Here is a 12,564-nt window from a genome sequence, read left to right as displayed (position 1 = left end):
TATGCACTAGATTTCAGGTTCCCCTTTCTGGGGCTATGGGGCTTATTCTCTCCATTCCTGCCCGGTAAGGTTGATGAAAACATCTTCCAGATTGGCTTTTTTAACTTCTTTTTTACGCTCAAAACCGCTGTTTACCAGTTTGTCTATTAAGTTGTCAGGCGTATCTAAAGCGATAATTTGCCCGCGTTCTACAAAAGCAACGCGATCGCAAAGCTGCTCAGCTTCGTCCATGTAGTGTGTTGTAATTACAACTGTTGTGCCTGCATTGCGGATTTCGATAATCAGATCCCAAAGATTCCTTCTGGCCTGCGGATCCAAACCTGTTGTCGGCTCATCTAAAAAAATAATCTTCGGTTGATTAATCAGGGTAGTGGCAATGGAGAAGCGCTGTTTTTGCCCACCAGAAAGCGCTTTGTATTTTGCTTTGGCCTTATCCTGAAGGTTTACTTTCTCCAGCATCTCCATCGGTTTGATGTTGGCGCCGTATAAACCGGCAAAAAGTTCGATCAGTTCGATCAGGTTTAAATTTGGATAATAACCAGCTGCCTGTAGCTGTACACCAATAATCTGTTTAATATCCTGTGGCTGTTTGTCAACAGAAAAACCATCAACAATAATTTCGCCGGATGTTTTAGCCCTCAAAGTCTCGATAATTTCGAGCGTAGTGGTTTTTCCGGCGCCATTTGGGCCAAGCAGGCCGAAAATCTCATGCTCGTAAACTTCAAAACTAAGTCCTTGAACGGCCACGAAATCATCATATTTTTTTACCAGGTCTTTAACACTGATAATGACTTTTTTTGTTTCCATGTTGCGAATGTAAGGAGCTTTAAATGAATAGAAAATGAATTTTAATACAGTTGGTCGAAAATGTCGGTAAAATGATGTTTTATACGGGCGAAAATAGATTATAAAAGAAATCTGCGGATCGGCAGCTTATTTTTGCCGCAAATCCGCAGATCGTTTATTGTATTTGGTCTTTAAACTTCGGTCTATTACCTTAAGCCCTCCGCCTTCCAGCCTTCTACCTTAATACTACCAAACCAGCTCGCCTTTCATAACGTCAACGAAATCGTCGAACAGGTAACGCGAATCGTGTGGACCTGGAGAAGACTCCGGGTGATATTGAACCGAGAATGCCTTTTTACCTTTAACACGGATGCCTTCTATCGATTTATCGTTTAAGTTAACGTGGGTAATCTCTACTTTATCTGAGTTTCTAACCTCATCAGGAATTACACCGAAACCATGGTTTTGTGAAGTAACCTCGCAGTGGTTTTTGATGATATTTTTAACCGGGTGGTTTAATCCACGGTGACCGTTAAACATTTTCATGGTTCCAATACCATTGGCTTCAGCCAATAACTGGTGACCTAAACAGATGCCAAACAATGGTTTATCAACCGCTAAAATTGCTGTAATCGTTTCTACAGCGTATGGCATTACCGATGGATCGCCAGGGCCGTTTGAAATGAAGTAACCATCAGGACTAAATTTTTCCATTTCGGCAAAGCTAGTCTTAGCTGGGAAAACCTGCACATAGATATCGCGGTTTTCGAAATTGCGCAAAATGTTTTTCTTGATACCTAAATCTAAAGCAGCAACTTTTAAGCTTGCCTCAGGGTTGCCGTAAAAATATGGTTCTGTTGTACTTACTTTAGACGAAAGCTCTAAACCTTCCATTGATGGTACTTCGGCCAGCTTTTGTTTTAATTCTTCAAGATCAGTAATCTCAGAAGAAATAATGGCATTCATTGCACCTTTATCTCTAATGTGACGAACCAATGCACGGGTATCGATATCAGAAATGGCAACCAGGTTATCATTCTGGAAATAATCCTGAATAGATTCAGTTGCTTCCTTGCGGCTATAAACGATGTTGTAATTTTTGCAGACTAAACCGGCGATTTTGATCGAACCTGATTCGATTTCATCTTTGTGGATACCATAATTACCAATATGTGCATTGGTGGTAACCATTATCTGTCCAAAATAACTTGGGTCAGTGAAAATTTCCTGGTAACCTGTCATCCCGGTATTAAAACAAATTTCGCCAGTAGTGGTTCCAATTTTTCCGGCCGCTTTGCCGTAAAAAACTGTGCCATCGGCCAGTAATAAAATCGCAGGTAACTTGGTGTAGTTAGTCATGGTAATTACAATATGGATTTTGATTTAAAAAAGAGTTGAAAAAAGAATGGCTTTCGGCATTAAAGCCGTTTTTGCTGGGTGCAAAAAAAGATGAATATATCCCTTCCATTTCGGGGTACAAAGATAGAGTTTTAGATTGGGAATGTAAAGAGAAAAATTAAATAATGGTGTAAAGCTTGAAGGTAAAAGGTGTAAGGTTGGTTGGCCCTAAACCTTAAACCTTTTACCTTATGCCTTTTTAAAGAAAAAACAATACTTTTGGCAACACAAAACAAATCCAATGTCGGTACATAAAGAAATCAAACGCATCACCACTCACATTTTACAGGAAATGAAACAACGTGGTGAAAAAATATCTATGTTAACGGCCTACGATTATTCGATGGCAACCATCCTGGATGATGCAGGATTAGACGTTTTACTGGTTGGCGATTCTGCTTCGAATGTAATGGCTGGTCATGAAACCACTTTGCCTATTACCCTCGACCAGATGATTTATCATGCTGCATCTGTAATCAGGGCAGTTAAACGTGCATTTGTTGTAGTCGATTTACCTTTCGGCTCTTATCAGGGGAATTCGAAAGAAGCTTTGAATTCGGCGATAAGGATTATGAAAGAATCGGGTGCCCACGGTGTTAAACTGGAAGGCGGAGAAGAAATTATCGAATCCGTTCAACGGATCATTACAGCAGGAATCCCGGTAATGGGGCACTTGGGCTTAACACCACAGTCTATTTATAAATTCGGAACCTATACAGTTCGCGCGAAGGAAGAAGAAGAAGCCAATAAGTTAAAAACAGATGTTTTAGCTTTACAGGCTGCCGGTTGCTTTGCAATCGTATTGGAGAAAATTCCCGCTGCACTAGGTAAAGAAGTTACAGAAAGTTTGCATATCCCAACGATTGGTATTGGTGCAGGACAAAATTGCGACGGACAGGTTTTGGTGGTAAATGATATGATTGGTTTAACCAAAGGCTTTAAGCCTAGGTTTTTGCGCCAGTATATAAATCTATACGACGAAATTTTAGGCGCAGCACAATCATACATCCGTGATGTAAAAGCAAACGATTTTCCGAACGAGAAAGAACAGTATTAACCCAAACCCCTAAAGGGGCATTTATTAGATGAGGTTAATATTTAAAAGAATAAATCAATATATAATTAAAATTATGTCCCCTTTTAGGGGCGGAGGGGTTAAATGCCAATTACCGATAACGACATCCTTTTTGAAGACAATCATTTAATCGCCATAAATAAAAGGGCAGGTGATATTGTGCAGGTTGATGAAACAGGAGATGAGCCTTTGGATGAGCAGGTGAAAAAGTATATCGCTAAGAAGTATAATAAACCCAATGGCGCGTTTTTAGGGGTGGTGCATCGTTTAGACCGGCCAGTGAGTGGTGTCATCTTATTTGCCAAAACGAGTAAAGCTTTGGAGCGAATGAATGCTGTTTTTAAAAATAGGGAAGTAAAGAAAACCTATTGGGCAGTGGTAAAGAATAAGCCAGAGAAAGAATCGGCTACTTTGGTGCATTGGCTGGTTAAAAACCCACAGAAAAATGTGGTTTCTTATTATAATACAGAAGTTACCGGTAGCCAGCGGGCTGAGCTTTCTTACAAAGTAAAAGCCAAGGTTGGCGATTATTACCTCCTGGAGGTAGATCCATTAACCGGACGTTCGCATCAGATCAGGGTTCAACTTTCATCAATGGGGTGCCCGATTATGGGCGATAATAAATACGGTTATCCACGCGGAAGCAGAAAAGGAAGTATTTGCCTGCATGCCCGTCGCTTACAGTTTATACACCCGGTAAAAAAAGAACCCGTAAATATATTCGCCAAATTGCCAGTTGACGGCTTTTGGGAGCGGTTTGAAGACTTATAGCATCACAATATTTCATATCATTAAGATATCCGGTTATAATATTTAAGTATTTGACCGGATTTTTTATGATTTGGCATCATATTTCGTCTGTTCAGGACTAAAAACCAAATCCATTATGAAAAACACCTTTTTATCTATCGCCTCAATAAGCCTGTTGGCTTCTGCGCTAGTTTCTTGCGACAGTACTACAAAAACAGAAACCACTAAAGACACAACGGTTGTCAATGGCGATACAACTTTTACAAGTAAATCAACAAGTGAGACAACAACGACAATCCGAAGTGAGACTATCCCTGCCAAAATTCCGACTTTCTCAAGCGAAGAAGTAAATAAGGGACTTGCTGAATATAGCAAGTTAAAAGACGAATATGTTGCAGCTGTAAAAAGTAAAAATGCAACGGAGATTAAAGCTATTAACGATAAATATACCGCCTGGGCAAATCAAGCTACTGGCTGGGCCAGCAAACTAAAGCCGGATGAAATACAAAAATATTCTGATTATGTGCTTAAGTTAAGCGAAGAATGGACGAAAGCAGCGAAGGAAGCAGTAACTAAGTAAAGCTCAAATTATAGAAAAATCGTCATTCTTGCGTATGCGGGAATCTTAAAACATTTTTGTTAGGCATTAAGATTCCCAATCAAGTTGGGAATGACGGTTCTTCGAAATTTATTTACAAACAATTTTGTCAAAAGTCATTGAACCATCAAAGTTTAGTTTGCTTTGGTCTTTGAACTTGGTTTCTCCTTTTACTTCCTGTACATCACCAAATCCTTCTGCCAGCTGAGTACCCTTTTTCAAAAAAGCCACTTCCCTAACTGATGTTTTGCCTTCAGACTGAAAAGTATAACTGGCAATTATGGTATCGCCTTTAACAACACCCGCTATAGTGCCTGCATTTTTATCTTTTTCATATAAGTTATAACCCAATGTACCTGTTATCTTATTCTCGGCTGTTTTTAACGATAGGGTAGCTGTATCGCGGTTTTTAATGTACTGGTAACACTGAATAGAATCGGGTGTTGCCGCTGCATTGGTTACGATAGTAGAATCTATTTTGGCCTGCGTTTTTTTTGCTGTGCCGCCCTGGCAGGATGCCATCAACAAAGCGGCTGCTCCTAATATTGGGATGATGTTTTTCATTATTATATGTTCTTTTAGGATTGATTTTTTTATTATTAAGCAAAGCCCCTGCCAGAAAAACATGATCCTGTGCCGATGTTTACATTACGATCTGGGTTTTATAATGAATGTAGAAGATTATTTGCAGATCATTTTAAACGAGAAAGCCTCAATACAAGCCTGTCTCTATACGGTTTGCATGATCAGCTGAATTTTATTTTAAAACAGTAATGAAATGCTGGTTCCTTTTTGTTCTTCAGATTTAATTTCGACGTCTATTTTATGGAACCGGGCAATACTTTGTACAATAGCCAGTCCCAAGCCAAAACCGTTTTCTTCTGTATTCCCCCTCTTAAACCGGTCGAAAGCATTTTCTACCAGTGCTGCACTCATGCCCGATCCGCTATCGCTAATGGTGAGCATATATTTTTCGGCTTCCGTTTTATCCGTTATGGCAATGGTACCACCTTCAACATTATACTTTATTGCATTATTGATGATGTTGATTAAAAGGGTATGGATCAATGCTTTATTTCCGGTGAAATGAAAGTCCTTTGAAAGATGGGCGCTATAACTGATGTTTTTATCTGCTATCCGATCTTCCAGATCTTCATAAATATCTTCGATTTCCTGTTTAAGACTAATTTCTTCTGTTTTCAGGTACTGATTGTTTTCAACCTTCGAAATGAGTAACAAACTGTTGATAATCACCTTTAAGCGGTTTAGTGTTTTTAAAGAGGCGTATATCTTGTTTTCGTGCTCTTCAGGAATATCTGGGGTGTTGAGCATATTTTCGAAGCGTGTACTTAATATTGAAATGGGGGTAAGTAACTCATGTGAAACGTTGGCTATAAACTGCTTTTCTAAAGCGAAAAGTGTATTTATTTTGCGCATTAGCGAGTTGATGCTGTTATCCAGGATTTTAAAATCGCTGGTACTGGTGGGTATATTCTGGTAATTGTAGTGGGAAGGATCATCAACCAGGTTGATTTTTTTATCGATGATGCGATAAAATGGCTTGAGTAAAAAATTAGAGAATGTATAATCGGCCACCAGGGTAATGAGCAACGCAGCAACAAGTACAATCAGCATATAGAAGCGGATCGAATTTTTAATCGATTGGAGTGCTGTCATGGTTTCTCCGATCTCCAGGTTGTACCAGTTTGTATGGTAGGAGAATTTATAGTTTAAGATGCGGTATACTTCAATATCACCCTCAATCTCTCTTTTTTCGGTAAATACCTTCGCGGTAGAATCTTTTTGCTTATCGGGAATGTCCGTTAGCACAATAAATTCTTCCTTTAAAATATTGTAGTCGGTAAATGATTGTTCTTTGTTTAAAAGGCTGTCGATCTCATCATCATTTAAATTCTCGATAATTTTGTTCTTCTTTTTGATTAAACGGTTATCAAGCTGGTTGTAGGCAAGTCTGTCTAACGAGAATAAAATGATAGCCCCCAACACCAGAATAATGGCGATTTTAGTGACTGCATTGTACAAAGAAAACTTAACCTGTAACTTCATTTTATATGGAAAATGTTTAATGTAAGATGGATGATGGTCAATAGTTCTCCAGGGTTAATCGGTTAATTGTTTAAATCGGTTAACTGTTTCCCAACTTAATTCTTCCGACTTCGGACCTCCGACTTCCCGACTTTTTAGCAATTAATCCTGTAGCCAATACTTCTTACCGTTTCAAACCAGTCTATCGGGCTAACCGCTGCAAGTTTTTTTCGCAGGTTTTTAACATGAACATCAACAAAGTTGGAATCAGAATTGACTTCTAAAATATCTCCCCAAACGTGTTCCGTTAAACTCATTCTCGATACCACGCGGTTTTTATTCAGCACCAAATAGTTAAATATTTCAAATTCCTTTTTGGTGAGGTTTAATCTTTCATCACCAAATGAAACGGTCCTGTTCTGAATATTGAGCAGAAAGTTATGAATGTTGATTTCGTTTTTTTCTAGCTTGTGTTTTCTACGGGTAATGGCGTGCATACGCGCTAAAAGTTCATTTAGCGAAAATGGTTTGGGTAAATAATCGTCTGCACCTTCATCAAGGCCTTTAATCCGGTCGTCTACGGCACTACGGGCAGTTAAAATGATTACGGCGTCATCCCGGTCTTTCGTCGATTTTAATTGTTTCAAAATATCGAAACCATCGCCATCGGGCAAGCCCAGATCTAATAAAATGAAATCGTAATTGTTTACAAATATCTTTTCTTCTGCAGAAGATTTTTTCCAGGCATGCTCTACAATAAATCCTTCTTTACTCAGGAATTCATCCATTTCAAGCGCCAGGCTTTTTTCATCTTCAACGATTAGTACATTCATCTTATTTTGCTAAAGTGTTTTATTGTTCAATTCTTTGTAAACTGAAAATTGCTCACTGTGAACCGAAAACTGAATTTACATTTTTAAGAATGATTGTGCAAGCTTCTGCAATTTCTTCTTTAGTAATAATTAAAGGGGGAGCGATGCGCATTGAATTGCTGCAGTGTAAAAACCAGTCTGACAATACACCGTCTAAGATACAGGCATCGATAATTTTTTTATTGATTTCGAAATTTTCAAACTCAACGGCCAGCATTAAGCCTTTGCCGCGGATTTCTTTAATAGCAGGATGTTGAAGGAGCTGTTTAAACAATTGCCCTTTTTCTTCAACTTCATCAACAATGTGATCATCAACCAGGGTACGTAAAGTAGCCAATCCGGCAGCGCAACAAACCGGGTGACCCCCAAAAGTTGTCATGTGACCCAAAATTGGTGTATGCGATAATACCGACATGATCTCCAGCGAACTGATAAACGCCCCTATGGGCATTCCGCCACCAATTCCTTTCGCCAGGAGCAGCACATCTGGTACAACATTGTAATGCTCGAAAGCAAACATTTTACCGCTGCGGCCAAAGCCTGATTGTATTTCGTCGAAGATTAACAAAGTTCCGGTTTCGGTGCATTTAGTCCGCAATGCTTGCATATAGCTTAAATCGGAAACTCTTATTCCAGCTTCTCCTTGTATAGGTTCGATAAAAACAGCAGCAATTTCGTTGGTTATTTTTTCGAGATCAGCAAGGTTATTATGCTCAATAAAACTTACATGAGGCAGGAAAGGGCCGTATCCAGAAGAATAAAAATCGCTTTCCATTAAACTTTCAGCACCCTGGGTACTACCATGGTAAGCATTTTTGCAGGCAATAAATCCTTTGCGGCCAGTGTAACGTTTGGCCAGTTTCATGGCACCTTCTACAGCCTCAGTTCCTGAATTTAAAAAATAGGTGCAGCTTAAGCTTTCGGGCAAAATATCGGCTAGGGCCTTGGCGAAATTTACCTGAGGTGTTTGCACATATTCGCCATAAACCATCAGGTGCATATAGGTTTCTGCCTGCTCCTGAATGGCCTTCACTACGGCGGGATGGCAATGGCCAACATTACTTACGCCGATACCAGCAATAAGATCGATGTGTTTTTTGTTTTGGGCATCGTAAATGTAGATTCCTTTTGCCCTTACAAATTCGAGCATAAGCGGCTCTGGAGAGGTTTGTGCATTGTGTTGTAAAAACAACTGACGTTGGGTAAGCATGGGACAAAAGTACGGAAATGAAAGAGTGCTTTAAAACAAAAAAGACCTACATTGCTGTAAGTCTTTTTCTTTATTGCTTTTGGCCGCCTTTAAATCTATTGAGTAACTCGCGTTTAAAACCTTCCTGTGCCCGGTAAAACTTGCCTACCACTTTTATCGGCAATACCGCTTTAAGTTTGTTGTAATATTTTTTATCGAGATTAAGGTCCTTTTGTTTAAAATCGAATTCTCTGGTAATTAAACTTTGCACCTGTGCATCCGTAAGGTTATCTATTTCAGTCGTTTTTCTGAAAGAGATCATTTTCTGCATGCGTTCTTTACGCAGGGCATTTTGTTCTGCCTGCATATCGTTATAAATCGGCCAGAAAATCTTAGCCTCCTCTGGTGATAAGTCTAATTTTTGAGTGAAAAAAGCTATTTTAAGTGATTCTATTTCTTCTCCCTTAGGCCTTTGTGCCAAAAGTGTAGTGGGCAATAGAAACATTAAAGCAACAAAAAGTAAATTTTTCATTTTCATTAATTATTTAATTCCTGAGATAAATCACTTGACGAGAAATTACTCAAGATGTAGTTTTCCATTTCTGTATCTGACGCAGAAGTAGTTTTTATATTAGATGATGTGGTATTTTGCGCTTCTAAATGATCGATAATTGTACTTTCATCAATATCGTACAATAGTTGCTCATTTATTGCTTCTGCAGATTGTACCTGCTGAACCGTAGAAGTTGAGCCATTCTGGTAAAAATAAACGCCAAATGAAGCCATTAGTAAAAAACAGGCAGCACTTGCATATTTAACAATGTTGCGTCTCCATAAAGGAATAACTTTAGCTTCTTTTTTAGGCTCCGCTGCTGCAATCCTATCGGCAATTCTACCCTGCAGGGTATCGAAATAATTTTCGGGCACAGCAAAGGCCTGTTCTGCCTTAGGTATTTCAGACAGGGCAATTCTGGTTTGTATCCGTTCCGTTAAATCTTCAAAATAATGCTGCGGAACTTCAAAATTATTGTTGTTGGTTTTATGTTTCAATCCATCTAAAAAGACAGCAGAAAAAATAGCCTCATCACAATTTTCGAAATATCCATCAGGAACGGCGAATGGATTGCGTTTCCCCATTGCCGCAAGTGCAGGAGCTTCGTTCATCCAATCGTTATTTTCTATATTTTCGTTCATCACAGATATATGATACAATTAAAGTGAAAAGGTTTAATAGTCTATTTCATCATTTGTAATAAAAGCTTCAATTTTTTTCGCCGCGATGTGAAATGATGCTTTTAAAGCGCCTACTGAGGTGCCTAAAACTTCCGAAATTTCTTCATATTTCATATCATCAAAATATTTCATGTTGAAGATAATCCGTTGTTTTTCAGGTAAGGTAAGGATTGCTTTTTGCAGTTTAAGCTCAAGTTTATCACCGTTAAAATAAGATGAGGCAACCAGGTTATCGGCAAGCTCGGATGATACTTCGTCTAAAGGTGTATTGTTCCGCTGTTTTTGCTTGTTTAAGAAAGTGATGGATTCGTTGGTCGCGATACGATAAATCCAGGTATAAAGTTGAGAATCGCTCCTAAATTTATCGAGGTTTTTCCAAACCTTAACAAATACCTCCTGCAAAAGATCGTCACAATCATCATGGTTTAAAACCAGCCTGCGGATGTGCCAGTATATTTTTTGCTGATATTTTTTCAACAACAGGTTAAAGGCTTCATTACGCGTGCGCTCGACCGCAAACATGGCAAGAATTTCTGAATCTTCAACTTGTTTCATTATTTTTTTAGATGAGATGCGAGATATGAGACGTGAGATTCGCTTAGACACAACGTCTCAAATCTCACATCTAATTTTCTCATATCTAATGTCCCAAATCTATTTTTTTCTGCCAATTACTTTTTGAACAGCTTCAACAATGTTTACAGCATCTAAGCCATATTTAGACATCAATTGATCTGGTGTTCCGCTTTCGCCAAAAGTATCGTTAGTGGCTACAAACTCTTGTGGAGTTGGCAATTCGGTTGTTAATAAACGGGCTACGCTTTCGCCTAAGCCACCAAATTTATTATGCTCTTCGCAGGTAACTACACAACCGGTTTTCTTCACTGATTTTAAGATGGCTTCGTCATCCAAAGGTTTAATGGTGTGAATATTAATAATTTCAGCATCGATACCCAATTCAGCTAATTTCTCACCAGCTTCGATTGCTTTCCAAACCATATGGCCTGTAGCAATAATGGTTACATCTGTTCCTTCATTAACCATCCATGCTTTACCGATCTCGAATTTTTGATCAGGATCTGTAAATACAGGGATTACCGGACGGCCAAAACGTAAATAAACCGGACCTTCATATTCTGCAATAGCCATGGTTGCGGCTTTGGTTTGGTTGTAATCGCAAGGATTAATCACCACCATTCCTGGCAACATTTTCATTAAGCCAATATCTTCTAAAATCTGGTGTGTTGCACCATCCTCACCTAAGGTTAAGCCAGCATGAGATGCGCAGATTTTAACGTTTTTGTTAGAATAAGCTACCGATTGACGGATCTGATCGTAAACACGGCCTGTAGAAAAGTTGGCAAAAGTACCTGTAAAAGGGATTTTACCACCAATGGTCATACCTGCTGCAATACCGATCATGTTTGCCTCTGCAATACCAACCTGTGTAAAACGCTCAGGAAAATCTTTAATAAAAGCATCCATTTTAAGCGATCCAACTAAATCGGCACATAAGGCAACCACATTTTCGTTTTTCTTTCCAGCCTCATGTAAGCCAGCGCCAAAACCCGAACGTGTATCTTTTTTTTCTGTATATGTATATTTTTTCACGAGCTTATATTTTTATTTAAAGGTGTTCAAGCTTGCTTCGCAGGTTTTCATACCCCAAACCCCTAAAGGGGCTTTATTTGTAGTTAAAATTAAAAGTTATTTACGCCCCCTTCAGGGGGTAAGGGGGGCTAGTAATCCCCTAAAGTTTCTGGTAATTGTGCTAAAGCTGCAGCCAACTGTTCATCATTAGGCGCAGTACCATGCCATTTGTGTGTACCCATCATATAATCTACACCAGCACCCATCTGCGTACTCATTAAATTTAAGATTGGTTTACCTTTTCCGGTTAGTGTTTTAGCATAATGTAAGCCTTCAACAATGGCTTGCATATCGTTACCGTCAGTATTAATGACGTGCCATCCGAAAGCTTCGAATTTAGCTTGTAAATCATCTAAGGCAAGAACTTTACTGGTAGGACCATCAATTTGTTGTCCGTTATAATCAACAGATGCAATTAAATGATCTACTTTATTGAAAGGAGCAAACATAGCTGCTTCCCAGTTTTGTCCTTCCTGTAATTCTCCATCACCCAATAAGGCAAAAATGTAAGATTTATCGCCATTTAACCTTTTAGCCAATGCAGCGCCAATGGCTACTGATAAACCCTGGCCTAGTGAACCCGAAGCAATACGGATACCTGGTAGATGTTCGTGGGTAGTTGGGTGACCTTGTAATCTGGAATCTAGTTTACGGAAAGTTGCCAGTTCGCTTTTATCGAAATAACCGGCATGAGCCAATGTACTGTACCAAACCGGAGAAATATGTCCGTTCGAAAGGAAGAATAAATCTTCGCCTGCGCCTTCCATCGTGAAATCTGTTTTGTGGTTCAATACTTCAAAATATAAAGCGGTAAAAAAATCTGCACATCCAAGCGAAGCGCCTGGGTGACCAGATTGACATCCGTGAACCATTCTTACGATATCTCTTCTGATTTGAGAGGCAATATCTTCTAGCTCTTTAATTGTATGTTTCATTAAAATAAGAGGTTGTTGTTACATAGCAAAGG

Annotated in this window: 15 protein-coding genes; 4 read left to right on the top strand and 11 right to left on the bottom strand. The window is 39.0% G+C overall.

Translation table 11 applies throughout. From position 1 onward, the window contains the following. Nucleotides 1–42: 42 nt before the first annotated feature. Nucleotides 43–807, bottom strand: a complete 765-nt coding sequence (locus tag AC07YT_RS12230; protein ID WP_086547468.1) for an ABC transporter ATP-binding protein — start codon at nucleotides 805–807, stop codon at nucleotides 43–45. Between the two features lie 225 nt (nucleotides 808–1,032). Then, entirely contained in the window at nucleotides 1,033–2,145 is a 1,113-nt protein-coding gene (carA, locus tag AC07YT_RS12225; protein WP_086547467.1) for a glutamine-hydrolyzing carbamoyl-phosphate synthase small subunit, read from the bottom strand. Between the two features lie 35 nt (nucleotides 2,146–2,180). On the opposite strand from carA, the gene AC07YT_RS12220 reads away from it, so the two are divergent. The 4 genes from AC07YT_RS12220 to AC07YT_RS12205 all read left to right on the top strand — a co-directional run bounded on the left by AC07YT_RS12220 (nucleotide 2,181) and on the right by AC07YT_RS12205 (nucleotide 4,589). Continuing rightward, the gene (locus AC07YT_RS12220) at nucleotides 2,181–2,306 is read left to right on the top strand and encodes a hypothetical protein (protein WP_478359621.1); all 126 of its coding nucleotides are present in this window, start codon (nucleotides 2,181–2,183) and stop codon (nucleotides 2,304–2,306) included. 119 nt (nucleotides 2,307–2,425) lie between these two features. Next, nucleotides 2,426–3,241, top strand: coding sequence for a 3-methyl-2-oxobutanoate hydroxymethyltransferase (gene panB / locus AC07YT_RS12215; RefSeq protein WP_086547466.1), 816 nt, complete (start codon nucleotides 2,426–2,428; stop codon nucleotides 3,239–3,241). A 102-nt stretch (nucleotides 3,242–3,343) separates the two neighbouring features. Next, the gene (locus tag AC07YT_RS12210; protein WP_086547465.1) at nucleotides 3,344–4,030 is read left to right on the top strand and encodes an RluA family pseudouridine synthase; all 687 of its coding nucleotides are present in this window, start codon (nucleotides 3,344–3,346) and stop codon (nucleotides 4,028–4,030) included. Nucleotides 4,031–4,145: 115 nt separating this feature from the next. After that, the gene (locus AC07YT_RS12205) at nucleotides 4,146–4,589 is read left to right on the top strand and encodes a hypothetical protein (RefSeq protein WP_086547464.1); all 444 of its coding nucleotides are present in this window, start codon (nucleotides 4,146–4,148) and stop codon (nucleotides 4,587–4,589) included. Nucleotides 4,590–4,697: 108 nt separating this feature from the next. Here the strand turns inward: AC07YT_RS12205 and AC07YT_RS12200 are convergent, their stop codons facing one another. The 9 genes from AC07YT_RS12200 to AC07YT_RS12160 all read right to left on the bottom strand — a co-directional run bounded on the left by AC07YT_RS12200 (nucleotide 4,698) and on the right by AC07YT_RS12160 (nucleotide 12,532). Further along, on the bottom strand, nucleotides 4,698–5,171 hold the full coding sequence (locus AC07YT_RS12200) for a hypothetical protein (RefSeq protein ID WP_086547463.1): 474 nt from the start codon (nucleotides 5,169–5,171) through the stop codon (nucleotides 4,698–4,700). Nucleotides 5,172–5,369: 198 nt separating this feature from the next. Further along, nucleotides 5,370–6,674: a sensor histidine kinase gene (locus AC07YT_RS12195; RefSeq protein ID WP_086547462.1), complete on the bottom strand. Its 1,305-nt coding sequence runs from the start codon at nucleotides 6,672–6,674 to the stop codon at nucleotides 5,370–5,372. Nucleotides 6,675–6,808: 134 nt separating this feature from the next. After that, a complete protein-coding gene (locus AC07YT_RS12190; protein WP_086547461.1) occupies nucleotides 6,809–7,486 on the bottom strand; it encodes a response regulator transcription factor in 678 nt (225 codons plus the stop codon). Between the two features lie 52 nt (nucleotides 7,487–7,538). Next, nucleotides 7,539–8,735 carry an aspartate aminotransferase family protein gene (locus AC07YT_RS12185; protein ID WP_494945331.1) on the bottom strand — a complete coding sequence of 399 codons (1,197 nt, stop codon included), beginning with the start codon at nucleotides 8,733–8,735 and terminating at the stop codon, nucleotides 7,539–7,541. 70 nt (nucleotides 8,736–8,805) lie between these two features. Further along, nucleotides 8,806–9,246, bottom strand: a complete 441-nt coding sequence (locus AC07YT_RS12180) for a hypothetical protein (protein ID WP_086549393.1) — start codon at nucleotides 9,244–9,246, stop codon at nucleotides 8,806–8,808. A 5-nt stretch (nucleotides 9,247–9,251) separates the two neighbouring features. Continuing rightward, nucleotides 9,252–9,908 (bottom strand): hypothetical protein, encoded by a 657-nt coding sequence (locus AC07YT_RS12175; RefSeq protein ID WP_086547460.1) that lies wholly within the window; start codon nucleotides 9,906–9,908, stop codon nucleotides 9,252–9,254. Between the two features lie 33 nt (nucleotides 9,909–9,941). Continuing rightward, entirely contained in the window at nucleotides 9,942–10,502 is a 561-nt protein-coding gene (locus AC07YT_RS12170; protein WP_025145705.1) for an RNA polymerase sigma factor, read from the bottom strand. A gap of 99 nt (nucleotides 10,503–10,601) precedes the next feature. Further along, a complete protein-coding gene (locus AC07YT_RS12165) occupies nucleotides 10,602–11,558 on the bottom strand; it encodes a transketolase family protein (RefSeq protein WP_029274068.1) in 957 nt (318 codons plus the stop codon). Between the two features lie 128 nt (nucleotides 11,559–11,686). Beyond that, nucleotides 11,687–12,532, bottom strand: a complete 846-nt coding sequence (locus AC07YT_RS12160; protein WP_086547459.1) for a transketolase — start codon at nucleotides 12,530–12,532, stop codon at nucleotides 11,687–11,689. Nucleotides 12,533–12,564: the final 32 nt, after the last annotated feature.

The sequence above is a fragment of the Pedobacter sp. GW460-11-11-14-TSB4 genome, assembly GCF_059423705.1.
This window is presented reverse-complemented; position numbering and strand designations above follow the sequence as displayed.

Bases quoted from the DNA above. Each gene is read 5' to 3' on its own strand.
- AC07YT_RS12195 (WP_086547462.1), bottom strand. From the start codon at position 6,674: ATGAAGTTACAGGTTAAGTTTTCTTTGTACAATGCAGTCACTAAAATC.
- AC07YT_RS12190 (WP_086547461.1), bottom strand. From the start codon at position 7,486: ATGAATGTACTAATCGTTGAAGATGAAAAAAGCCTGGCGCTTGAAATG.
- AC07YT_RS12170 (WP_025145705.1), bottom strand. From the start codon at position 10,502: ATGAAACAAGTTGAAGATTCAGAAATTCTTGCCATGTTTGCGGTCGAG.
- AC07YT_RS12175 (WP_086547460.1), bottom strand. From the start codon at position 9,908: ATGAACGAAAATATAGAAAATAACGATTGGATGAACGAAGCTCCTGCA.
- AC07YT_RS12210 (WP_086547465.1), top strand. From the start codon at position 3,344: ATGCCAATTACCGATAACGACATCCTTTTTGAAGACAATCATTTAATC.
- AC07YT_RS12230 (WP_086547468.1), bottom strand. From the start codon at position 807: ATGGAAACAAAAAAAGTCATTATCAGTGTTAAAGACCTGGTAAAAAAA.
- AC07YT_RS12205 (WP_086547464.1), top strand. From the start codon at position 4,146: ATGAAAAACACCTTTTTATCTATCGCCTCAATAAGCCTGTTGGCTTCT.
- panB (WP_086547466.1), top strand. From the start codon at position 2,426: ATGTCGGTACATAAAGAAATCAAACGCATCACCACTCACATTTTACAG.
- AC07YT_RS12200 (WP_086547463.1), bottom strand. From the start codon at position 5,171: ATGAAAAACATCATCCCAATATTAGGAGCAGCCGCTTTGTTGATGGCA.
- AC07YT_RS12180 (WP_086549393.1), bottom strand. From the start codon at position 9,246: ATGAAAAATTTACTTTTTGTTGCTTTAATGTTTCTATTGCCCACTACA.
- carA (WP_086547467.1), bottom strand. From the start codon at position 2,145: ATGACTAACTACACCAAGTTACCTGCGATTTTATTACTGGCCGATGGC.
- AC07YT_RS12185 (WP_494945331.1), bottom strand. From the start codon at position 8,735: ATGCTTACCCAACGTCAGTTGTTTTTACAACACAATGCACAAACCTCT.
- AC07YT_RS12160 (WP_086547459.1), bottom strand. From the start codon at position 12,532: ATGAAACATACAATTAAAGAGCTAGAAGATATTGCCTCTCAAATCAGA.